The organism is Soonwooa sp. (assembly GCF_030151385.1).
Classification (GTDB): domain Bacteria; phylum Bacteroidota; class Bacteroidia; order Flavobacteriales; family Weeksellaceae; genus Soonwooa.
The window spans coordinates 1-21,472 of the sequence record NZ_JASLDS010000014.1 but is presented as its reverse complement, the minus strand read 5'-3'; the positions used below and the strand labels follow the sequence as shown (position 1 = coordinate 21,472).

The 21,472-nt window shown below is 36.4% G+C and carries 21 protein-coding genes; 9 read left to right on the top strand and 12 right to left on the bottom strand.

Annotated features, from left to right (window positions below):
• Nucleotides 1-291 precede the first annotated feature (291 nt).
• Nucleotides 292-2,103: a DUF885 family protein gene (locus Q1V95_RS02000; protein WP_300669734.1), complete on the top strand. Its 1,812-nt coding sequence runs from the start codon at nt 292-294 to the stop codon at nt 2,101-2,103.
• Nucleotides 2,104-2,160: 57 nt separating this feature from the next.
• Here the strand turns inward: Q1V95_RS02000 and nth are convergent, their stop codons facing one another.
• Nucleotides 2,161-2,781, bottom strand: a complete 621-nt coding sequence (gene nth, locus Q1V95_RS01995; RefSeq protein WP_079666424.1) for an endonuclease III — start codon at nt 2,779-2,781, stop codon at nt 2,161-2,163.
• A 28-nt stretch (nt 2,782-2,809) separates the two neighbouring features.
• On the opposite strand from nth, the gene bcp reads away from it, so the two are divergent.
• Nucleotides 2,810-3,259, top strand: coding sequence for a thioredoxin-dependent thiol peroxidase (gene bcp, locus Q1V95_RS01990; protein ID WP_300669728.1), 450 nt, complete (start codon nt 2,810-2,812; stop codon nt 3,257-3,259).
• Nucleotides 3,260-4,149: 890 nt separating this feature from the next.
• Here bcp and Q1V95_RS01985 read toward each other — a convergent pair.
• The 3 genes from Q1V95_RS01985 to Q1V95_RS01975 all read right to left on the bottom strand — a co-directional run bounded on the left by Q1V95_RS01985 (nt 4,150) and on the right by Q1V95_RS01975 (nt 7,496).
• Nucleotides 4,150-4,668, bottom strand: coding sequence for a GNAT family N-acetyltransferase (locus tag Q1V95_RS01985; protein ID WP_300669726.1), 519 nt, complete (start codon nt 4,666-4,668; stop codon nt 4,150-4,152).
• Between the two features lie 2 nt (nt 4,669-4,670).
• Nucleotides 4,671-5,738 carry an ionic transporter y4hA gene (locus tag Q1V95_RS01980; protein ID WP_300669724.1) on the bottom strand — a complete coding sequence of 356 codons (1,068 nt, stop codon included), beginning with the start codon at nt 5,736-5,738 and terminating at the stop codon, nt 4,671-4,673.
• Between the two features lie 135 nt (nt 5,739-5,873).
• Nucleotides 5,874-7,496, bottom strand: coding sequence for an ATP-binding cassette domain-containing protein (locus Q1V95_RS01975; protein ID WP_300669722.1), 1,623 nt, complete (start codon nt 7,494-7,496; stop codon nt 5,874-5,876).
• Between the two features lie 79 nt (nt 7,497-7,575).
• Here Q1V95_RS01975 and smpB point away from each other — a divergent pair, with 79 nt between their 5' ends.
• From smpB to Q1V95_RS01960, 3 genes are all read left to right on the top strand, one after another.
• Nucleotides 7,576-8,034 carry an SsrA-binding protein SmpB gene (smpB, locus tag Q1V95_RS01970; RefSeq protein WP_300669720.1) on the top strand — a complete coding sequence of 153 codons (459 nt, stop codon included), beginning with the start codon at nt 7,576-7,578 and terminating at the stop codon, nt 8,032-8,034.
• A 67-nt stretch (nt 8,035-8,101) separates the two neighbouring features.
• Nucleotides 8,102-9,586 carry an OmpA family protein gene (locus Q1V95_RS01965; RefSeq protein WP_300669718.1) on the top strand — a complete coding sequence of 495 codons (1,485 nt, stop codon included), beginning with the start codon at nt 8,102-8,104 and terminating at the stop codon, nt 9,584-9,586.
• A 111-nt stretch (nt 9,587-9,697) separates the two neighbouring features.
• Nucleotides 9,698-10,438: a YebC/PmpR family DNA-binding transcriptional regulator gene (locus Q1V95_RS01960; protein WP_300669716.1), complete on the top strand. Its 741-nt coding sequence runs from the start codon at nt 9,698-9,700 to the stop codon at nt 10,436-10,438.
• 28 nt (nt 10,439-10,466) lie between these two features.
• Here the strand turns inward: Q1V95_RS01960 and Q1V95_RS01955 are convergent, their stop codons facing one another.
• From Q1V95_RS01955 to Q1V95_RS01930, 6 genes are all read right to left on the bottom strand, one after another.
• Nucleotides 10,467-11,168, bottom strand: a complete 702-nt coding sequence (locus tag Q1V95_RS01955; RefSeq protein ID WP_300669714.1) for a YjjG family noncanonical pyrimidine nucleotidase — start codon at nt 11,166-11,168, stop codon at nt 10,467-10,469.
• Nucleotides 11,169-11,244: 76 nt separating this feature from the next.
• On the bottom strand, nt 11,245-11,382 hold the full coding sequence (locus tag Q1V95_RS01950) for a hypothetical protein (RefSeq protein WP_300669712.1): 138 nt from the start codon (nt 11,380-11,382) through the stop codon (nt 11,245-11,247).
• A 53-nt stretch (nt 11,383-11,435) separates the two neighbouring features.
• Nucleotides 11,436-12,026: a sigma-70 family RNA polymerase sigma factor gene (locus Q1V95_RS01945; RefSeq protein WP_300669710.1), complete on the bottom strand. Its 591-nt coding sequence runs from the start codon at nt 12,024-12,026 to the stop codon at nt 11,436-11,438.
• 180 nt (nt 12,027-12,206) lie between these two features.
• Nucleotides 12,207-12,629 carry a hypothetical protein gene (locus Q1V95_RS01940; protein ID WP_300669708.1) on the bottom strand — a complete coding sequence of 141 codons (423 nt, stop codon included), beginning with the start codon at nt 12,627-12,629 and terminating at the stop codon, nt 12,207-12,209.
• A gap of 158 nt (nt 12,630-12,787) precedes the next feature.
• Entirely contained in the window at nt 12,788-14,068 is a 1,281-nt protein-coding gene (gene metK, locus Q1V95_RS01935) for a methionine adenosyltransferase (protein ID WP_300669706.1), read from the bottom strand.
• Between the two features lie 193 nt (nt 14,069-14,261).
• Complete coding sequence (locus Q1V95_RS01930) at nt 14,262-15,215, bottom strand: hydrogen peroxide-inducible genes activator (RefSeq protein WP_300669704.1); 954 nt, start codon at nt 15,213-15,215, stop codon at nt 14,262-14,264.
• Nucleotides 15,216-15,385: 170 nt separating this feature from the next.
• On the opposite strand from Q1V95_RS01930, the gene Q1V95_RS01925 reads away from it, so the two are divergent.
• From Q1V95_RS01925 to hutG, 3 genes are all read left to right on the top strand, one after another.
• On the top strand, nt 15,386-16,873 hold the full coding sequence (locus Q1V95_RS01925; RefSeq protein ID WP_300669702.1) for a catalase: 1,488 nt from the start codon (nt 15,386-15,388) through the stop codon (nt 16,871-16,873).
• 138 nt (nt 16,874-17,011) lie between these two features.
• Nucleotides 17,012-18,235: an imidazolonepropionase gene (gene hutI, locus Q1V95_RS01920; RefSeq protein ID WP_300669700.1), complete on the top strand. Its 1,224-nt coding sequence runs from the start codon at nt 17,012-17,014 to the stop codon at nt 18,233-18,235.
• 2 nt (nt 18,236-18,237) lie between these two features.
• On the top strand, nt 18,238-19,155 hold the full coding sequence (gene hutG / locus Q1V95_RS01915; protein ID WP_300669698.1) for a formimidoylglutamase: 918 nt from the start codon (nt 18,238-18,240) through the stop codon (nt 19,153-19,155).
• Between the two features lie 206 nt (nt 19,156-19,361).
• Here hutG and Q1V95_RS01910 read toward each other — a convergent pair whose 3' ends face one another.
• Entirely contained in the window at nt 19,362-19,925 is a 564-nt protein-coding gene (locus Q1V95_RS01910; protein WP_300669696.1) for a DUF2911 domain-containing protein, read from the bottom strand.
• The gene (locus Q1V95_RS01905) at nt 19,922-21,076 is read right to left on the bottom strand and encodes a methionine aminotransferase (RefSeq protein ID WP_300669694.1); all 1,155 of its coding nucleotides are present in this window, start codon (nt 21,074-21,076) and stop codon (nt 19,922-19,924) included. Before Q1V95_RS01905 ends, Q1V95_RS01910 begins: the two co-directional genes overlap by 4 nt.
• Nucleotides 21,077-21,143: 67 nt before the next feature.
• Between Q1V95_RS01905 and Q1V95_RS01900 the strand changes: the two genes are divergently transcribed.
• The coding region (locus tag Q1V95_RS01900) for an isopentenyl transferase family protein (RefSeq protein WP_300669736.1) at nt 21,144-21,472 on the top strand (329 nt) is incomplete at its 3' end.

Genomic DNA, 21,472 nt, shown 5'->3' with positions numbered 1-21,472 from the left:
TAATTATTTCAACTTCCAAAGTGTTTAACGAATTGTTGTAGACTGCTTTGCAATACGTGTTCTGGATGTGATATTTTAAAGTTTCATCCGGATGATAAATTTTTAATAGCCCTTTCATTGTAAGGTTTACTAATGTTGTTTAGTTTTTAATTTGATTTATTGTATTAGAACAAAGATAAAAAATTGATTCAATTGGAAAAATTTTTAAATTAAAAATTTAAACATCAATTATTATGGGTCAATATAAATGTTATTTCGCTAATTTTGTTTGCTACAAGTGCTAATTTTAATATGAAAAAGTTAATATTTAATATAAGTCTGGGCATTTTGTTTGCTTTTGTCGTAATGGCTTGCAAAAAGAATGATACGCCCATGCAAAAATCCCAAGATCAACCTAATAAAGGTTCTAATCTGAAAGACATTGCTGATAAATATTATGAGGAGTATCTTAAAATGTATCCTCTAGAGTCAACAGCGCAAGGTGATAGCTTGTACAATGATCAATTGCCTGTTAATATTGCGCCGGAGTTTATTTCTAAAGAAATTTCTTTTTATAATGATGTTCAGAAGCAATTAAAGCAAGTTGATTATGATGGCTTGTCGGATGATGATAAAGTGGTGTACGATGTATTAGATTCAACACTTAAAGATAAAGTAGAGCGCTATGTTTATCATCCAGAATATATTCCTTTTACGCAGTTTTCGGGTTTACCATTAGAATTTCCATTGTATGGAAGCGGAAAGGGAAGTCAACCTTTCAAAACGGAATTGGATTATGAAAACTGGTTGAAGCGTATGGATCAATTTCCTGCTTGGATGGATGCCGCGATTGCAAATTTTAGAACTGGAATGTCAAAAGGTGTTGTTCTGCCTAAATCTTTGGTTGTCAAAATGATTGACCAGATGGGCGCCGAAGAAATTAACACTTTGGACTTTAACAAAAATATTTTTTACGGTCCTATCAAAACTTTACCTCAAAACATAAAACCTGTTTTAGCGAACAAATACACTAAGCTGTATCAAGAAGCTATTAAAAGCAAAATTGTCCCTGCTTATACAAAAATGCACGCGTTTCTAAAAGATGAATATCTTCCGAAAGCGAGATTGACAGATGGTTATAACGCACTTCCGTCGGGTGATGATATGTATAAATACTATGTTAAAAGTTGGACGACAACAAACAAAACACCTGACGAAATCCATGCTTTAGGTCTTAAAGAAGTGGCGAGAATTCGACAAGAGATGGAAGTCGTTAAAAACAAGGTGGGCTTCAAAGGTGGTTTGGAAGAGTTTTTAACACACGTTAAGCAAGATCCCAAAGCAATGCCTTACAAAACGTCAAAAGAAATCTTGGATGCTTTTCAGGCTATTTTGGATAAAATCACACCAAAGCTTCAGACGATGTTTAATGTAACACCGAAAACACCTTTCGAAATTCGTCAAACCGAAAAATTTCGTGAAGCCAGTGCTAGTGCAGAATATATCCAAGGGACGCCAGATGGCAAACGTCCAGGTATTTTTTATATTCCGATTCCCGATCCTAAAAAGTTTAATGTAACTTCTGGTATGGAATCTTTGTTCTTGCACGAAGCAATTCCTGGTCATCATTATCAAGTTTCGTTACAGCAAGAAAATACCAAGTTGCCGAAATTTATGCGTTTTGGATGGTTGGGCGCTTATGGCGAGGGTTGGGCATTATATTGCGAATCTTTGGGTCCTGAGTTTGGTCTTTACACGGATCCCTATCAAAAAATGGGTTCTTTAAGTGATGAAATGTTGCGTGCCGTGCGTTTGGTGATTGATACAGGTTTGCATACTGGACAAATGAACCGAGAAGAAGCGATTAAATATTTCTTGACTAATGTGGCTTATGATGAAGCGGGTGCAACGGCAGAAGTGGAGCGTTATATGGCGATGCCAGGTCAAGCTTTAAGCTATAAAATTGGTGCGCTAAAAATTCGTGAACTTCGCGACAAATATCAAAAACAATTGGGCAAGAAGTTTAATATTGCGGCTTTCCATGATGAAGTGCTGAGTCAAGGTTGTTTGCCATTAGATGTGTTAGACCGCAAAATGAATCTTTGGTCTAAAAAACAAAAATAAAATTACTGATGTTGTAATCCAAGGGCGTCGAATCGGAGATTCGACGCCCTTGTTATTTTACTTCTCAAAAAGCATTTTTGTAATAAAATCTTTTTCGCCTTTTCCTCGTGCTGGCGAGTATTCTCGACCATAGAAAATAATCTGAAGATGCAGTTTGTTCCAAGTATTCTCTGGCCAAAGTTTTTTGGCGTCATTTTCGGTTTGGACAACATTTTTGCCCTCCGTCAATTTCCACTGTTTCATAAGGCGATGGATGTGCGTGTCTACAGGAAAAGCAGGAACGCCAAAAGCTTGACTCATCACCACGGACGCAGTTTTGTGCCCCACGCCAGGCAAAGCTTCTAACTCCTCAAAAGTTTGCGGAACTTCGCCGTTGTGACGCTCTAACAAAAGCTCCGACATCTTTTTTAAATTTTTCGCTTTGGTGTTGCTGAGGCCAATTTCTTTGATGAGTTCTTTTATTTCCCATTCTTCCAATTTTGCCATGCGCTGTGGTGTTCCTGCAACTTCGAATAAGGCTGGCGAAATTTCGTTAACCTTTTTGTCGGTCGTTTGTGCGGACAGTGCCACAGCTACTAAAAGCGTGAAAGGGTCGGTGTGGTGCAACGGAATGGGCTGCACGGGATATAATTTTTCCAGTTCGTCCAAGACGATTTGGGCTCTTTGTTTTTTTGTCATATTGGACGTAAATTTACACAAAAAAGAAATGTTAAAAGTAGGTGATGCGCTTCCAGAATTCGAAGCAACAAATCAAAACGGAAAAACGATAAAATCCTCGCACTATAAAGGCAAAAAGTTGGTTGTCTTCTTCTATCCAAAAGCCAGCACGCCAGGTTGTACGGCAGAAGCTTGCAATCTTCGCGACAATTATTCGGTGCTTAAAAAGCAAGGTTATCAATTGCTGGGCGTTAGTGCTGATTCGGAAAAACGTCAATTAAATTTCGCCACCAAAAACGAATTACCTTTCGATTTATTAGCTGATGAAAACCACGATATTATTGAAAAATTTGGCGTTTGGCAGCTTAAGAAATTTATGGGACGCGAATTTATGGGTATTGTGAGAACGACTTTTGTTTTTGACGAAAATTCCATTTGTACTGAAGTTATCGAAAAAGTTAAAACCAAAGATCACGCGGCGCAGATTTTAGAATCTTAAAATTTGGGCGTGCCCCTTTGTTTGGCCTTGGCTCAAACCTTATAGGTTTTCAAAATCCTATGAGGTTTCCCAGCCGCCACAACAAGCGGGTCGGTCTACGCGCAGTCGCTGTGATGCTCGGACAGCTCCGCTACGCTCCGCCGCCTCTCATCACGAGCTCCAACAATGCGCTTCGCCCTCACGCAAATCGCGTGTTCTTAGAAAATTTGACACAGCTATTTTAACGAAAATTGCCGTTTAAAGATTTAAAACTTAAGCTTCTTTCTAGGTTTGAACTTTCTATAATGTGTTTGTATTCAAGACAATTATTCAAAAAATCTAAAAAGTTCCATAGTAACACACTGTTAATAGAAACATGTTGACTATAGAGTACTGAGCTCCATAGGAGCGACCTATTAATCTGCGGTAAGTGCAAAAAAATAGCGACTTCATTTGTTTTCTTAAGGTTCGAACTCTGTAAATCCAAAAATTACGGCAAGCTAAATCTTCTGTTCCATCACAAATCTTGAAACGTTTTTAACTCAGTAAGTTTTTTTGGACATTAATAAAAAGTTCCGTAGGAACATTCTGTTAATAGAAAAATGTTGACAAGAGAGTGTGGAGCTCCGTAGGAGCGACCTTTTAATCTGAGTTAATTGCAAAAGAAATAGAGACTTCATTTGTTTTCTTAATATTCTAACTCTGTAAATCCAAAAATTACGGCAAGCTAAATCTTCAGTTCCATCACAAATCTTGAAACGTTTTTAAATCACAAAGTTTTTTAACATTAATAAAAAGTTCTGTAGGAATATACTGTTAATAGAAAATGTTTGTAAAAGGGCGGTGAGCTCCGTAGGAGCGACCTGTTAATCTAAGTCTTTTGCAGATATTAATGTTTTTACAAAATAAAGCTACAAATCCATTTCATAATACATCAATTCATCATTGTCATCAGCAAAAGGTTTAACCATTTTTTGATAATGCAGACCAAGCTTTTCAATGAGCTTTTGAGATGCAATATTAGTAGGTAAAGTAATCGCCGAAACTTTTTTTAATTCAAATTCGGATTTTGCGACATCCAATATTTTCTTTGAAGATTCGTAGCCATAACCTTTTCCGTCAAATCCATCAAGAAAAGCAAAACCGATATCGACCACATCTAGATTGTCTCTCTTGTAAAGTCCACTCGAACCAATTTTGCTTCCGTTTTCTTTTAAAATCAGAGTATAACTTCCAAAGCCATTTTTTTCAAAATTCGGAATGTGGCGATCAATGATATATTGTTTTGCATCATCTTTTGTTTTAATGTTTCGATCGCCAATATATTCAATCCATTTTGGCGTATTCATCAATTCAAAAATAAAATCTACGTCATCTAAGCCTGTTGGTTTTAGAATAAGTCTTTCGGTTTCAAAACTCTTATAAGTCATTTTTACGGAACAATTACAGTGAAAATATAAGCCATTAGCACGACAAGGAGCACAATGCCGTATAAGACATTGGTTTTTCCTCTATTAAGAGAAAGCATTACAATATATAAGGATAGTGCCATCAACACCATCGATTTGATGTCAAGACCTAATACTAACGGAAAATCGTAGATTAAACAAACAATAGCAACAGCTGGAATTGTTAGTCCAATACTTGCTAATGCCGACCCTAAAGCTAAATTGAGACTTGTTTGTAAGTGATTTCGTCGCGCTGCTTTAATGGCTGCAAGCCCTTCTGGTAAAAGTACTACTGCTGCAATAATAACACCGACTAAAGATTTTGGTGCACCAGCATTGTGTACGATTTCTTCAATTTTAGGAGAAAGTGCTTTTGCCATTAATACAACAATACCTAAACAAATTAAAAGATAAACTAAACTTACGATGGTATTGGTGTTGGTTGGAGGGACAGCATTGTCATGTTCGCCTTCGCCTTCAGCTAAAAAGTAATTACGATGACGAACAGTTTGTACCATCAAAAATGCACCATAAATTACCAATGAAGCGATTGCAAAAAATATTAACTGCGCATTATTAAAAAGTGGTGCGTTGATACTTGTGGTGTAATTTGGAAGAACCAATGTTAAAACCAAAATCGCAACCAAGCTTACCAAAGCAGTATTGGCGGATGATCTCGCAAAATATTGTTCATGAAACTTTGCACCGCCAACCAAAAGACAAGCGCCGAGAATTCCATTTAAAATCAACATAATTGCAGCGAAAACCGTATCTCGCGCTAAGGTAACCGCAGAATCGCCTCCCGCAATCATGAGCGAAATAATTAACGCAACTTCAATAATGGTAATAGCTAAAGCGAGAATAATGGTTCCGAAAGGTTCGCCGACTTTTAAGGCGACAACTTCAGCATGATGAACAGCAGATAGAACACTCGCAATTAATAGAAAAGCGCCGATGAGACTAAACCAACCATTGCTATCTGTGATTCCCGTAAAGTAATATATCCATGCTAAAATCGGGAATACGTGGGTCCAATGCAGTTTGAGCTTCATCTAAATTCTATTTGCCCCAAAATACGATTTTTTGAAAAAATAAACAAAAAAAAGAGGCGTTTTATTTTGTGATTTGGATGTAAAAAAAGTGAGCCTAATATGTTAAGCTCACTTTAGAATTAATTTTTATAAATACTAAGAATACATTTGGTCTCTTAGTTCTTTAATTTTTTTATCTTCTAGATATTCGTCGTAAGACATATCACGATCAATAACACCCTTTGGCGTTAACTCAATAATACGGTTACAGACTGTTTGTAACATTTCGTGGTCATGAGAAGAAAGTAGGATGTTACCTTTGAAGTTGCTCAGAGAGTTGTTCAAGGTTGTGATACTTTCTAGGTCTAAGTGGTTGGTTGGTTCGTCCATCACTAGAACGTTTGCTTTTTTAAGCATCATTCTAGAGAACATACAACGCATTTTTTCACCTCCGGAAAGAACTTGACTTGACTTAAGCGCTTCGTCTCCTGAGAATAGCATTCTTCCTAAGAAACCTCTTACATATTCTTCGTGTCTTTCTTCGTCAGTTAAAACGAATTGACGCAACCAATCTACAAGGTTAATTTCTTCTTGGAAGAAAGAAGAGTTGTCAAGTGGCATATAACTTTGAGTTGTTGTAACGCCCCATTGGTAGTTTCCTTTATCTGCTTCTGCATTTCCTGTAATAATTTGGAAGAACTCCGTAATCGCCAAAGAGTTTCTAGAGATGATTGCAACCTTATCGTTTTTCTTAAGGTTGATGTCAACATTTGAGAATAACAATTCGCCATCTTTGGTTTTTTCTAAACCTTTAACTTCTAGAATTTGATCACCAACTTCTCTTTCTTGGTCAAAAATAATTGCTGGATAACGACGAGAAGATGGTTTGATGTCCTCGATGTTTAATTTATCAATCATTTTTTTACGAGCAGTTGCTTGTTTCGCTTTTGCAACGTTAGAGCTAAATCTCGCAATAAAGTCCTGTAATTCCTTTTTCTTTTCCTCAGCTTTTTTGTTAGCTTGCGCTCTCTGTCTTGTCGCTAATTGTGAAGCTTGGTACCAGAATGTGTAGTTACCTGTATATAAGTTAAGTTTTGAATAATCTAAGTCACCAATGTGTGTACATACCGCATCCAAGAAGTGACGGTCGTGCGATACAACAATAACCGTGTTTTCGTAACCTCCTAAGAAATCTTCTAACCAAGCGATTGTGTCAATGTCCAAGTCGTTGGTAGGCTCATCCAAGATCAAAACATCTGGATTTCCAAACAAAGCTTGTGCAAGCAAAACTCTTACTTTGTCCTTATTTTCAAGTTCGGACATCATTTGATAATGCATATCATCTTTGATACCTACATTAGATAACATCGTTTGTGCATCTGACTCGGCGTTCCATCCGCCCATTTCGTCGTAGATAACACCAAGTTCACCAGCTTTAATACCATCTTCGTCGGAGAAATCTTCTTTTGCGTACAAAGCGTCCATCTCTTCTTTGATTTCAAATAATTTTTTGTTACCACGAAGTACAGCTTCTAGAACTGTGAAGTTATCAAAAGCAAAGTGATCCTGCTCAAGAACAGACATTCTCTTACCTGGCTCCAAAGAAACATTTCCTGTAGTTGCTTCTTGTTTTCCACTTAATATTTTAAGGAATGTTGACTTACCAGCACCATTGGCACCAATAATACCATAACAATTTCCTTTTGTAAATTTTATATTGACTTCATCAAAAAGTACTCTTTTCCCGAACTGTAATGATAAATTAGATACTGTTAACATATAGTTTTGTAAATTTGTGCGAAATTACGAAAATAAGTTGGTATAATAAACTGTATCATCTTATACTATATATAAGCCTATGAAAATCGAAAGAACTGTTAATATTCTTAATAAACGTGCTCGTTTCGAGTACGAAATTCTCGACGAATATGAAGCGGGAATTGTTTTGACAGGTACTGAAATTAAATCCCTTAGATCCTCAAAAGCATCAATATCAGAAAGTTTCTGCGAATTCACCGAAGATGAACTATATATTGTTAATATGCAGATAGATGAGTATAAATTGGGGACTTTTTATAATCATAAGGCAAGAAGGGCACGGAAGTTGCTACTGCATAAATACGAATTGCAAAAACTTAAAAAAAAGTTAAAGGATGTTGGCAATACTATAATACCGTTAAAGTTATATATTAATGATAAAGGTAAAGCCAAACTACTGATTGCATCGGCTAGGGGAAAGAAACTTTATGACAAAAGAGAGGCTATAAAAGACAGAGAGAATAAAGTTAACCTCCAGAGACTATTAAAGAAAAGTTAAAAAAACTTTGTTTTTAAAGAAAATTTATATTTATTTTGCATTATCAATTATTTAATCATTTAATTCTATGAAAAATCTAAAATTAGGAATTTCAGCTTTGGCACTTACAGTTGCCTCTACTGTTTTCGCTCAGACGACTTCTAACCCGTGGGTTATCGGAGTTGGTATGCACGGAGTGAACCATGTAGCACAAAGAAGCCAGTTCAGTGGAACTTTCTCTGCTTGGAACTTTAAAGAAAATTTATTTGGAGTTTCAAAATACTCCATTACACCGCCATTATCAAAATTAACTGTTGCTAGAAACTTAAACAAGTATTTAGTTCTAGACTGGCAAACAACTGTTGGTAATGTTGATAACAAGAGATTTGGTCTTGATAAAGAATTCTTCTTACAAACAGGTCTTGGTTTACAATTCAAATTTAATGGTCTTTGGAATGAAGATTCTTGGTTTGATCCGTATTTGAGAGTGGGTGCTAACTACCTAAGACATGATTATACAGGTGTTAACTTCCCTATTACTGATACTAAAGTAAGAGGAGGTGGTACTTATAGCTCTTGGGATGGAGAAGGAGGAGCAGGTAAAGCTAATCACTTCACTGTTGCAACGGGTGCAGGTCTTAATCTTTGGGTAACTAAAAACTTCGGTTTAGGTGTTCAAGGCGACTATGTTTCAACTCCTGGTGATAAATCTAATATTGCTAACTTCTGGCAAGCATCTGCTTCATTATTATTCAGATTTGGTAATACTGATAGAGATAAAGATGGTATTCCTGATAAAGATGATAGATGTCCTGATACACCAGGTTTACCTGAGTTCCAAGGATGTCCTGATACAGATGGTGATGGTATCCCAGATATCGATGATCAATGTCCAGATGTAGCTGGTCCAAAAGAAAACAACGGTTGTCCTTGGCCAGATACTGACGGTGATGGTGTATTAGATAAAGACGATCAATGTCCTACAGTTCCAGGTCCAGTTGAAAACAACGGTTGTCCTTGGCCAGATACTGACGGTGATGGTATCCTTGACAAAGATGATGCTTGTCCTACAGTTCCAGGTCTTCCTGAATACAACGGATGTCCAGAGCCAACTGAGATTACTGTAACTAAAAAGTTAAAAGATATCTTATTTGACTTTAACAAAGCTACAATCCAAGCAGGTTCTAATGGTAAATTAGATGAAGCTGCTGATATCATCAAAAATGCTCCAGCTGCAAACTTCGTAATTGTTGGTTCTACAGATAAAAAAGGTTCTGACGCTTACAACTTAAAATTATCTAGAGAAAGAGCTGCTGCTGTAGTTAAAGCTTTAGAAGCTAGAGGTGTTAATGGTACTTATTTGAAATCAATTGGTATCGGTTCTCAAGAAGCTACAGTACCTGCTACTGCTTCTGATGCTGAAAGACAAGCTGATAGAAAAGTTATCGTAAGAGCTATTTCAGGTGCTGATTGGGAAACTTATAAGAAAAGTGACCTTCCATCTGCTCCAGTGAAAAAAGCTACTAAAAAAGCTCCAGCTAAGAAAAAAGCTCCAGCTAAAAAGAAAAAATAATTAAATTATTTTTCTAAGTATAAACACCCTCAATTGAGGGTGTTTTTTTATTTAAAAATTTTCATAATTCGCGAATTGCAAGTATTTTTGTAAATAAATTTCAAACATAAAATGGGAAGAGCATTTGAATATAGAAAAGCATCGAAAATGGCTCGTTGGGACAAGATGGCCAAAACCTTTTCAAAAATTGGAAAGGATATCGCACTAGCAGTTAAAGCTGGAGGTTCTGATCCAGAATCCAATCCAGCCTTACGTCGTTGTATTCAAAATGCGAAAGGTGCTAACATGCCAAAAGATAATGTTGAGCGTGCTATCAAAAAAGCATCAGGTGCCGATGCTGAAAATTATGAAGAGATCACTTATGAAGGATATGGACAAGGCGGTGTTGCATTTTTTGTAGAATGTACAACTAACAATCCTACACGTACTGTTGCAAACGTAAGAGCCATTTTTAATAAGTTTGATGGTAACCTTGGGAAGAATGGGGAGTTGTCTTTTATTTTTGATAGAAAAGGGATTTTTACTATTGATAAAGCTAACATCGCAATGGATTGGGATGATTTCGAAATGGAAATGATTGATGGTGGTGCGGAAGAAATTGACCAAGATGAAACAGAAGTGATTATTACAACGGCTTTTGAAGATTTTGGTACATTATCTCACAAGCTAGATGATATTAAAATTGAAGTTAAAAGCGCAGAATTGCAAAGAATTCCTAATAATACAAAGGAAGTTACGGCTGAGCAATTTGCGACTAATATGAAGATGCTAGAGCGTTTCGAAGATGATGATGATGTGCAGAATGTTTTCCATAATATGGAAATCACAGATGAACATTTGGATTCATTATAAAATAAAAGCCGCATTTGCGGCTTTCTTTTTATATCAGATTTTGAAGTTCGTTTAATTTATAAATTGTTCTAACTTTTAATGGATAATCGATGTTTTCATTGAGGGCATCGAAAAAGATTGTTTGTAGTCCAAAATTAGTTGCACCAACTACATCTGCAATCCAATCGTCACCAATCATAAGGCTTTCCTCAATGCATGCTTTTGCTTCGTTTAAAGCAAATTTGTATACTTCTGGATTTGGTTTTCGTTTTCCGACAGAATCCGCACTGGTTATCGTTTCAAAATATTTGTTGATTCCTGACAAAATGCATTTTCGTTCGGTCACCTCTTGAAAGCCATTTGATATGATATGGAGTTTGTACTGTTTAGCTTTTAGATATTTTAATAAATCTTCAGCGCCATCAACCAAATCATTGTAAGAAAGAATTTGGTCTAGAAAATGGGTTTCAAAGTATTGAGCTAGTTCTAGATCATCCACTCCAAACTCTAAAAAAGTATCATAGAATCTGTGCTTGCGAAGATGCTCCTTGTCAATTTTTCCATCTCGAATTAACTCCCAAAGATCCTCGTTAATGCGATCATAGACTTTGTGAAAACTTTCAAACTCAATGTTGTATTTCTCAGAGATTTGCATTTTTACAAACAAATCTTTAATAGTCAAATATGCGTTTTTGCGGTGATCCCAAAGTGTATTGTCTAAATCAAAAAAAATGTGCCTTATCTTTTCCATAAGGCACAAAACTAATCAATTTTAACCATACAAATGAATACAATCATTAAATCTAAAACTATTATTTAGTGAGATTTTAGTTCTTCAGAATACCGATTGGATGTCCATCTTTAAGTTTAACTACCTCCAAACTTTTTGAGTAGTTTAATAAAAATGCTATTGTTTCCTTTTTCGGTTTCAAACTTTTAAGTGCTAAAGTGTCGTTTTTTTTCATAGGCTATTTTACTATTTAACCTTAAAACGACTTAAGCCTCAAAATATTATATATTACTTTGTTAAAATTATGTTATAATCTTCCATTATTTTTCGAAGATTAATCAAGGCATATCTTACACGTCCTAAAGTAGTATTAATACTAGAATCTGTGTGTTCTGCAATTTCTTTAAAGCTAAGACCATCAAAAAATCTCAGTCTAATAACCTCTTGTTGGTTTTCTGGCAATAGGGAAAGCATCTTGGTTAAATCATCATTGATTTGTTGGTTAACCAAAAGATCTTCGATGTTGTTGTCTGGTTCTTTGATGATGTCAAAAATACTAAACTCCTCATCTTGGTATGATGATTCCGACACTTTGATATGTTTCGCTTTAAGGCGATAATGGTCGATAATAAGATTGTGTGCGATTCTTTTTGCCCACAGAATAAATTTATTTTCCTCTTTGTAACGTCCCTCTTTAAGCGTTACAATTATTTTCATAAATGTTTCTTGGAATAGGTCGTTGGCTAATTCCTCGTCCATTACCTTATAAAATATAAAGTTGAACAATTCTTTTTGATGTCTGTGGATTAGTCTTGACAAAGACGTCTCACAGCCTCCCTGATAATAGTGGATTAATTGACTATCGGTTTGTGTTTTCATAACTTTATCTCTCACATGAATTCTTCGAAATGCTTGCGCATTCCTTAGTTTCTACATTATTTATTTAAAAAAGAGATAAAATTTTTATCGATAGTTTGGTGATTTGATGTTTGTAAATATAGTAAAAAAAAGTTAACAATATCTTAAATTTTCAATTTTAACATATTTAAAATGTTAAAACTATTTAAGCATGTCACTTAGCATAACGAAAGGTAGATTAAGACCAAAGTTAATATTAAGACCTTTTAGTTCTTTTCCGTTAATATTTTGTCCCGAAAAACCGAAGCCGTAGCCTGCAGTTAAGTCAATAATGCCTAAAAGACTAACGCCAACTTTTGGTGCAATATATTTTGTTGTTGCTTCGGCTCCTACTAAAAAATAGTGCGAATGGTAAAGGTCAACGCCTTGTTGGAAGTTGAAAAGTATGTCGCCTTGTAACTTTGGAAGTATCGCAAATTTTCCGTTAGCGCTACCTAAAAGTGCTGATCCGCCCAATCTGTATAACATATCATCATTCTTTAGGAACAAAGCTTTAACACCTATTTCGCCGAAGCTTTGGTTTTGATATACATAACCTGTATTGAGTAGCCAATGTGTTGTCATTTGCGCTTTAGTTTGATTAAAAAATACGGAACTAAAAACGAGGCTTATTGTAAATAGTATTTTATTGAAGTACATAAGAGATAATTAAAATTCAAAAATAAAAAAAAACAGCTTTATCCATAAGAATAAAGCTGTTAAAGATTTTATTAATTAGCTGATTACAATCCAAAAGCTTTTTTGATGTCATCAACGCGATCTAGTTTTTCCCAAGTAAAGAACTCAAGATTATCTAAAGTAATTTCATTTTTGTGACCTTTGTTGAAAGTCTTGCTTCCCACATAATAGTCTTTTCCCATATGACCATAAGCCGCCGTTTCTTGGTAGATAGGGTTACGAAGTTTTAAGTTTTGCTCGATTGCATAAGGACGAAGATCAAACAACTCATTAACTTTTTTAGCAATGTCACCATCGTGAAGATCAACTTTTGAAGTTCCATAAGTATTGATGTAAAGACCACAAGGCTCTGCAACACCAATTGCATAAGAAACTTGAACCAAAACTTCGTCTGCAACACCTGCAGCTACAAGGTTTTTAGCAATATGTCTTGTCGCATATGCTGCACTACGGTCAACTTTTGATGGGTCTTTTCCAGAGAATGCACCACCACCGTGAGCGCCTTTTCCACCATAGGTATCAACAATAATTTTTCTACCTGTCAATCCTGTATCGCCGTGAGGACCACCGATTACAAACTTTCCAGTTGGGTTAATGTGATATTTGATTTGATCGTTGAATAAAGCTTGGATTTCAGGTTTTTGAGATTCTCTTACTTTTGGAATTAAGATTTCGATAATGTCTTTCTTAATTTTTGCAAGCATCGCTTCCTCTGATCCAAAGTCATCATGTTGCGTCGATACAACGATGCTGTCGATTCTGATTGGTTTGTGATCATCAGAATACTCGATAGTAACTTGGCTTTTTGCATCTGGACGAAGATATTTAATCGCATCATTATCTCTTCTAAGAACTGCTAATTCTTTAAGAATTTGATGTGCTAAATCTAATGCTAATGGCATGTAGTTTTCAGTTTCGTTGGTTGCGTAACCAAACATCATCCCTTGGTCACCAGCACCTTGCGCATTAGCTTTTGCTTCGAAATCTTCTGCAGATGCAGCACGATCAACACCTTGATTAATATCCGAAGATTGTTCGTGGATTGCAGAGATAACACCACAAGAGTCTCCGTTGAACATATATTCGCTTTTCGTATAACCAATACCATTGATTACGTCTCTAGCGATTGATTGTACATCCAAGTAAGCTTCTGATTTAACCTCACCTGCTAAAACCACTTGACCAGTTGTTACAAGCGTTTCGCAAGCAACTTTTGAGTCTTTGTCATAAGCTAAGAAATGGTCGATTAAGGCATCAGAAATTTGATCTGCTACTTTGTCTGGATGTCCTTCCGATACTGATTCGGATGTAAATAAATATGGCATAATATTCCTTTTTTAAAAATTTATAGAAAAACCTGCGATTGCAATATAAAAGGAACTAAAAAGATAATTCTGTTTTAGCATTTTTTATGGAGGTTGCAATCAGGTCAAATTTTTCCTCTAAGTTTAGACTGCAAAGTTAAATACTATTTTTGTCTCTGCAAAATATTGTTTCATAAAAATATAAAAACCTCATTTACTGAGGTTTTACACTTTTATAATCTTTCGGCGCTTTGTAGTAGTTTAGGCGCTTTTCGATAGATGTTTTAATTTCTGAAATTAGCTCGTCGATGATTCTTTGTTTGTAAGTCGGCTTATAATATATCAAACTAATTTCTCTGTATGGGAAAGGTTTTCTGAATCTCGTCACTTTGCATTTTTGCTCTGGAGCAAGTTGCTCAATGCCCATTTCTGGAATGATGCTAATGCCTCCCAACTTATCAACCATTTGGATTAATGTATTAACATTGGAAGCTGCAAAATCTAAATTTTTTGGCTTAAGCTTATTCTCTTTTAAATGACAAATATTTTCAAACTGAGTTCTCAAGCAGTTGCCTTCTTCAAGTAACCATACTTTATCAACGTCGATTTCTTCTGGTACCACAAAGCGCTCTTCTTTATTTTTACAATCTTCATCAGAAGCGTAGAGCATTAATTCTTCATTGAAAAGAAAATCGTGATAGAACTCGTTGGCAGCATCATAAGGTGTCGAAATAATACCTGCATCCAATTCTCCCGATTTTAATGCTTTGATGACATTTTCAGTTGTCATTTCTTTAACATTAAGATCAATTTGAGGATTTTTTGAGATAAAACTAAAAATTTCGTTTGGCAAAATATAACCTGCTACGGTCGGGATGATTCCGATATTTATTTTACCTGCCAAAATATTATTCAGTTGATGCGCCTTGTTTTTTAATTCGTTAACCGCATCGACAATTAATTTGGCTTGGTCTATAATAACACCACCTGCGTCGGTTGTACGAATTGGGTGTGTTGTACGATCAAAAATCTTAAGATCTAATTCTTCTTCAAATTTCTGAATCATCGCACTAAGCGTTGGTTGCGTGATAAAACAAGCCTGTGCCGCTTTCCCGAAATGCTTATACTTATCGACAGCAATAAGGTATTCTAGTTGTTGAATGTTCACTTTAATATACTTTATCTATTACAAATATAACTATTAATTTGTTTGATGAATAGATTTTTTATGGCTTTCTAAATTTTAACACGAATATTTTTTAACTAATAATTATAAAACAAGCTTCCAAAATCTCTTAGATATTGCGTAACTTTATCCATCCAAAAAAAGAAGCTTTTATGAGTTCTGATAAGTTAACAAATGCAGTAGGTTCCCCATATTTCGAACATCAAGATTCGCAGACAGTTGGTCCGAGAGGTCCAGTTTTGTTGCAAGATTTTGTACTTCAAGAAAACTTAGCACACTTTGTGCGCGAACGTATTCCTGAGAGGGTTGTTCATGCAAAGGGAAGTGGTGCTTATGGAAAATTCACGGTAACAGCAGATATATCAAAATATACCAAAGCGAAACTTTTTTCGAAAGTAGGGAATACTTGTAAAATGTTCGCTCGTTTCTCGACCGTTGGTGGTGAGAAAGGAAGTGCAGATACAGAAAGAGATCCACGAGGCTTTGCGTTGAAATTCTATACCGAAGATGGTAACTGGGATTTGGTCGGAAATAATACGCCGGTTTTCTTTATTAAAGACTCCAAAAAGTTTCCAGATTTTATACATACACAGAAAAGACAGCCAAAAACCAATCTGAAAAGTGCTACGATGATGTGGGATTTTTGGAGTTTTAATCCAGAGTCGCTGCATCAAGTTTTAATACTGATGTCAGATCGTGGGACACCTTATGGCTATCGTCATATGCATGGTTTTGGGTCGCATACTTTTTCGATGATTAATGCTGAAAATGAAAGAACTTGGGTTAAATTTCATTTTAAAACAAAACAAGGCATCAAGAATTTTAATATTGAAGAAGCTGCTAGAATGAAAGGTGAAAATCCAGATTTCGCGCAAGAAGATTTGGTAAATGCAATCGAAGCTGGAGACTTTCCAAAGTGGACATTGTACATCCAAGTCATGACGGAAGAGGAGGCAAAAGACTTCCGATGGAATCCTTTTGATGTAACCAAAGTTTGGCCACATTCTGAATTTCCATTGATTGAAGTTGGCGAAATGGAACTCAATGAAATTCCTGTTAATTACTTTGCTCATGTAGAACAAGCTGCCTTTTCACCGAGTCATTTAGTTGACGGAATTAGTTTTTCACCTGATAAAATGTTGCAAGGAAGATTATTCTCGTATCCTGATGCACACCGTTATAGATTAGGCGCTAATTCTCATCTTTTAGAAGTTAATCGTTGTCCTTTTGCAGTCAATAATTATCAACGAGATGGTTGTATGGCGGACTCTAGTACATACAAAGATCGTCCAAATTATTATCCTAATAGTTTTGACAATGTCAATCCAGACGCTGCTTATAAAAGTTTTGAATACGAATTGGATAGCAATCACGTTGCGAGTTACAACCGTAATGAAAATGACGATGATCATTACACGCAACCTGGTCTTTTGTACACCAAAGCGATGAATACGGAAGAACGCGCTGCGCTAATACATAATATTATTGCATCGATGAGTGGCATTTCGGGACCACATCGTGAGTTGATTATTAACAGACAATTGTGTCATTTCTTCCGTGCAAATATCGAGTTGGGAATGCGTGTGGCGCAAGGTTTACAAATTAATATTGATGCCAACACGATGAATCACGCCAAATAAGTTTTAGATTTTTCATTATAGAAAATGCAGTTTTTTGTTTCGACAGAGAACTGCATTTTTTTTAAATCAAAATCCGATGGCGATTTACAAGGTTTGGATAAAACATTATGCTTAAATTTATTGCTCTAAATTTTATTTATGAAAATTATTGGTCCTTTTAGACAAATTGTAACTTTAGATAAACTTCCTTTAAGAGGAAAAATCCAAGATGAATCCTTGGAAATATTGACAAATGCAGGTGTTTTGGTTGATGGAGAAAAGATTGTTGCTACTGGCGATTTTGAACAACTAAAATCTAATAATCCAAACGCGTCAATTGATTTTATAGAAACTGAACAAGTGCTTTTGCCAGCTTTGGTAGACGCACATACGCATATTTGTTTTGGAGGAAATCGCGCGAATGATTTTGCGATGCGAAATGCTGGTAAAACTTATTTGGAAATTGCAGAAGCTGGTGGTGGTATTTGGAGTAGCGTAAAACACACACGTGATGCTTCTGAGGAAGAATTGCTAAAAACGACTTTAGAAAGAATCAACTATCTTCTTAGTTTGGGTATTACAACAATTGAAATCAAAAGTGGCTATGGATTAAACGTTGATGAGGAATTAAAAATGCTTCGTATTGTTAAAAAAGCACAAACCAAGACTAAAGCGACTTTAGTACCTACATGTTTGGCAGCGCACCTTAAACCGAAAGATTTCGATGGAGGAAATCAAGAATATTTAGATTATATTTTAAATGATATTCTTCCTAAAGTTAAAGAAGAAGATTTGGCGAAGCGTGTCGATATTTTTATTGAGAAGTCCGCTTTCTTACCAGAAGAATCAAAAGTCTTTTTGGAAAAGGCAAAAGCGATGGGCTTTTTGATTACTGTACACGCAGACCAATTCACTGCGGGAAGTTCTCGCGTTGCGGTTGAGGTTGGTGCGCAATCTGCGGATCATCTCGAAGCAACTGCTGATGAAGATATAGAATTTTTAGCGCAATCTAATACCGTTGCAATCGCTTTGCCTGGTGCAAGTATTGGCTTGGGCGATCGATTCGCGCCAGCTAGAAAGTTGCTAGATGCAGGTGCTATTTTTGCAATTGCAAGTGATTGGAATCCTGGTTCGGCACCGATGGGAAATTTAATAACGCAAGCTTCTATTTTGGCGACGTTCCAAAAATTGACAACTGCAGAAGTTTTGGCGGCGATGACTTATCGTGCAGCTTATGCACTTGGTTTTGAAGACCGAGGTGTTATCGCAAAAGATAGAAAAGCAGATTTTGTAAGTTTCGAAACGGATAACTTTAACAATGTGTTGTACTATCAAGGTCGTATGTCTGCAAAGCATACTTTCATTAACGGTGAAAAAATATAATTATGGCATTTGATTGGCAAGGTCGCTTTGATGGTGATGAAGCGTTGTATCATCGAATTTTCCAACGTGTTAAAAATACCAATGATTTTTCTGATGTGTCAGAGAATGCTTTTGCAATTCATGGATTTGCGGTTGATGAAGGTGTAAGACGTAATAAAGGTCGCGTTGGCGCAGCAAAATCTCCAGATATTATTCGTAAGAATATGTCGAATTTTCCTGTTGTACAAGCGGATTTTAGATTGTTGGATTTTGGAGATGTTTACTGTGAAAATCAAAACCTAGAAGAAAGTCAAGAAGATTTTGCTACGAAAGTTTCGGAGGTTTTGAAGAAAGGAGGGAAATCTGTTGGACTTGGTGGCGGACATGAGATTACGTTTGCACATTATTCAGGTGTGCGAAAAGCTTTCCCTGATGCTAAAATTGGTATTATAAATTTTGATGCACATTTTGATAATCGTGAACCTGAAAATGGATTAGCAAGTTCGGGGACGGGATTTTGGCAAATTGCACAAGAAGGACCAATTAACAGTTTGCATATCGGAATTCAAAGAAATAGTAATACTCTGAAATTGTTCGATACGACTCATCAATTGGGCATGAATTACATTCTTGCAGAGGAATTATTTTTCGAGAATCTTCCACGACTTTATATTGAAGTGAATCGGTTTTTGGAAAGTGTAGATGTTTTGTATGTCACGATTTGTATGGATGTTTTCAATGCGGCAATTGCGCCTGGCGTGAGTGCTTCTGCATACAATGGAATGATGGCTGATCCCGCATTTATGAATCTTTACAGACATATTTTGGCAAGTCAAAAACTAAAAGCTTTGGATGTCGCAGAGGTGAATCCAGAGTTTGATATTCAAGATAGAACGGCACGATTGGCTGCTTGCCTTGTTAATGAACTTTTTATGGTTTAGAGGACAACGGCATTGCGTAAGGTGGACGGAGGATTTGTCTGAAAGACAAAGTCCACGGAAAAGGCGAAGCCGCAGGCTTCGCCTTTTCCGTGGACCGAAACGAAGTGTAGTCCGTAGGAGACCGACCCAGCGCCCCGACTGCCGAAATCTTCCTTTATAAAAGAAATGTTCTTTCAGTCGGGGTGTTGGGGTACGCCCAAAAATATTTAGAATGTTATAGGCATGCTAACTTGTGTACTGTCCCAAGCAGCAACCATATTGGCCCCGTCGTCAGTTTTCACAAAGCTTACCGAAAAATTCTCGATTGGCGTTGTCAACTTAGTTGCCGGAACTTTGACACGTATAAGGTCGTTCGCGGCATTGTATGCATACGCGCCCCAAACGTCAGTGGTCTTGTTAATAATCATTGTCCAATCCGTTTCTCCAGGAATTGCGTAGATGCTGTAACAGCCTGCAGCAAGCTCTTTACCGTCAATTTTGATTGGTTTGTAAACTTTTAGCTCCGTGTTTTCGTTGGCTCCAAAACGCCAAACTTCGTTGTACTTTACAAGATTCCCAAAAATTGGTCTTCCTTTGCTAGCTGGGCGCGAGTAGGTGATCTTCATAATTGGCGCAACATTTTTACCTGTTGCAGCGTCCAACGGATAATAAACCATGTCCAACGGACTGACATCGAGGCTAGCAAATTTCAGTTGTTTGGGATCGTTTTTGGTCTGTGCAGACGCCATTAATCCTAGGCATAAAAAGCTAAGACCGATTAATTTTCTCATATTTTAAGTTTAAGTAAATGTTCAATTGCTTGATCTAAAGTTTCCTGTTTTTTTGCGAAACAGAATCGAATTACTTTTTCGTCCATAAAATTATGATAAAAGGCTGAGAAAGGTATAGCCGCAACCTTATAAACTTGTGTTAAATGTTTGCAAAAGTCTTTGTCACCAAGGTCTGAAATCGCAGAATAGTCCACCGCTTGGAAGTAAGTGGCTTCACAATTGAGTAGTTTGAAATCCGTACCAGCAAGGGCGTTGCGGAAATAATCGCGTTTGGATTGATACATTTTTGCGATATCATGGTAGTCCAAAACCTCGTCCATGTATTTTGCAATCGCATATTGAGCTGGCGCGTTAACACAAAAAACATTGAATTGATGAACTTTTCTGTACTCTGACATCATTTCTTTTGGCGCTAAAATATAACCCAACTTCCAGCCTGTAATGTGCAACAACTTGCCGAAAGATGCCACAATGAAGCTTCTTTCTTTTAGCTCGGAATAACGGGCAAAACTCAAATGTTCTTTATTATCGAACGTGATGTTTTCGTAGACTTCATCACTCAACAAGAAAATATCGGTGTCTTTAATAATTTTAATCAGCTCCTGAATATCGGATTCCCTTAAAATTCGAGTGGAAGGATTGTTGGGATTGTTGAAAATGATGAGCTTAGTTTTGTTGGTGATTAAATTTTTAAAATCTTCCCAATTGATGGCGTAGTCGGGCTTGCGAAGCGTTAAGTGTTTTGCAACGCCACCAAAAAGCTGAATCGTCGGCTCGTAGCAATCATAAGCAGGTTCTATAATAATGACTTCGTCGCCAGGTTTTACAATTGTTGCAATCGCAGTAAAGATGGCTTGTGTTGCGCCAGCTGTTACTGTGATTTCGGATTCGATATCGTAAGTTGCTTTGTGACTGTCGTACATTTTTTTCAGGATAGCTTCGCGAAGTCCAATGTAGCCAGGCATTGGCAAATATTGGTTGAATCCTTTTGCTGAACCTTCTTCTAGAAATTCAGTAAGCTTTGCGTCAATAGGAAAGTCGGGAAAACCTTGTGATAGATTAACTGCATTTTCTTTTGCTGCGAGTTGGCTCATTTCTGTAAAAATGGTGATGCCGACATTGGGTAATTTGGATTGAATATTGGGTGTCATATTTTGTTTCAAAAGTGGATTAAAATTAATAATAATTATTCGATTTCGTATTTTCGCAAAAAATAAAATTGTGAAACGCTTAATCTCTGTTGTCGGACCTACCGGAATTGGAAAAACAAAACTCGCTATCGAAATTGCAAAGTTTCTGAAAACAGAAATTATATCCTGCGATTCGAGACAGTTTTATAAAGAAATGAAAATAGGAACCGCAGTTCCTTCCGACGAAGAATTGGCAGAAGTACCACATCATTTTATAGCCAATCTTAGTATTGATGATTATTATTCGATCGGACAATTCGAGAAAGAAGTATTGGCGAAGCTAGAAGAACTGTTTGTTAATCACGATTTTGTTGTAATGGTTGGAGTAAGCGGGATGTATGAAAAAGCTGTCATAGA

What these genes read in the sequence shown, in the direction of transcription:
- hutI (WP_300669700.1), top strand. Translation starts at nt 17,012, where the DNA reads ATGAAAATTATTGGTCCTTTTAGACAAATTGTAACTTTAGATAAACTT.
- metK (WP_300669706.1), bottom strand. Translation starts at nt 14,068, where the DNA reads ATGCCATATTTATTTACATCCGAATCAGTATCGGAAGGACATCCAGAC.
- Q1V95_RS01950 (WP_300669712.1), bottom strand. Translation starts at nt 11,382, where the DNA reads ATGAAAAAAAACGACACTTTAGCACTTAAAAGTTTGAAACCGAAAAAG.
- bcp (WP_300669728.1), top strand. Translation starts at nt 2,810, where the DNA reads ATGTTAAAAGTAGGTGATGCGCTTCCAGAATTCGAAGCAACAAATCAA.
- Q1V95_RS01980 (WP_300669724.1), bottom strand. Translation starts at nt 5,738, where the DNA reads ATGAAGCTCAAACTGCATTGGACCCACGTATTCCCGATTTTAGCATGG.
- Q1V95_RS01905 (WP_300669694.1), bottom strand. Translation starts at nt 21,076, where the DNA reads ATGACACCCAATATTCAATCCAAATTACCCAATGTCGGCATCACCATT.
- Q1V95_RS01960 (WP_300669716.1), top strand. Translation starts at nt 9,698, where the DNA reads ATGGGAAGAGCATTTGAATATAGAAAAGCATCGAAAATGGCTCGTTGG.
- nth (WP_079666424.1), bottom strand. Translation starts at nt 2,781, where the DNA reads ATGACAAAAAAACAAAGAGCCCAAATCGTCTTGGACGAACTGGAAAAA.
- Q1V95_RS01910 (WP_300669696.1), bottom strand. Translation starts at nt 19,925, where the DNA reads ATGAGAAAATTAATCGGTCTTAGCTTTTTATGCCTAGGATTAATGGCG.
- smpB (WP_300669720.1), top strand. Translation starts at nt 7,576, where the DNA reads ATGAAAATCGAAAGAACTGTTAATATTCTTAATAAACGTGCTCGTTTC.
- Q1V95_RS01965 (WP_300669718.1), top strand. Translation starts at nt 8,102, where the DNA reads ATGAAAAATCTAAAATTAGGAATTTCAGCTTTGGCACTTACAGTTGCC.
- hutG (WP_300669698.1), top strand. Translation starts at nt 18,238, where the DNA reads ATGGCATTTGATTGGCAAGGTCGCTTTGATGGTGATGAAGCGTTGTAT.
- Q1V95_RS01925 (WP_300669702.1), top strand. Translation starts at nt 15,386, where the DNA reads ATGAGTTCTGATAAGTTAACAAATGCAGTAGGTTCCCCATATTTCGAA.
- Q1V95_RS02000 (WP_300669734.1), top strand. Translation starts at nt 292, where the DNA reads ATGAAAAAGTTAATATTTAATATAAGTCTGGGCATTTTGTTTGCTTTT.
- Q1V95_RS01985 (WP_300669726.1), bottom strand. Translation starts at nt 4,668, where the DNA reads ATGACTTATAAGAGTTTTGAAACCGAAAGACTTATTCTAAAACCAACA.
- Q1V95_RS01945 (WP_300669710.1), bottom strand. Translation starts at nt 12,026, where the DNA reads ATGAAAACACAAACCGATAGTCAATTAATCCACTATTATCAGGGAGGC.
- Q1V95_RS01955 (WP_300669714.1), bottom strand. Translation starts at nt 11,168, where the DNA reads ATGGAAAAGATAAGGCACATTTTTTTTGATTTAGACAATACACTTTGG.
- Q1V95_RS01940 (WP_300669708.1), bottom strand. Translation starts at nt 12,629, where the DNA reads ATGACAACACATTGGCTACTCAATACAGGTTATGTATATCAAAACCAA.
- Q1V95_RS01975 (WP_300669722.1), bottom strand. Translation starts at nt 7,496, where the DNA reads ATGTTAACAGTATCTAATTTATCATTACAGTTCGGGAAAAGAGTACTT.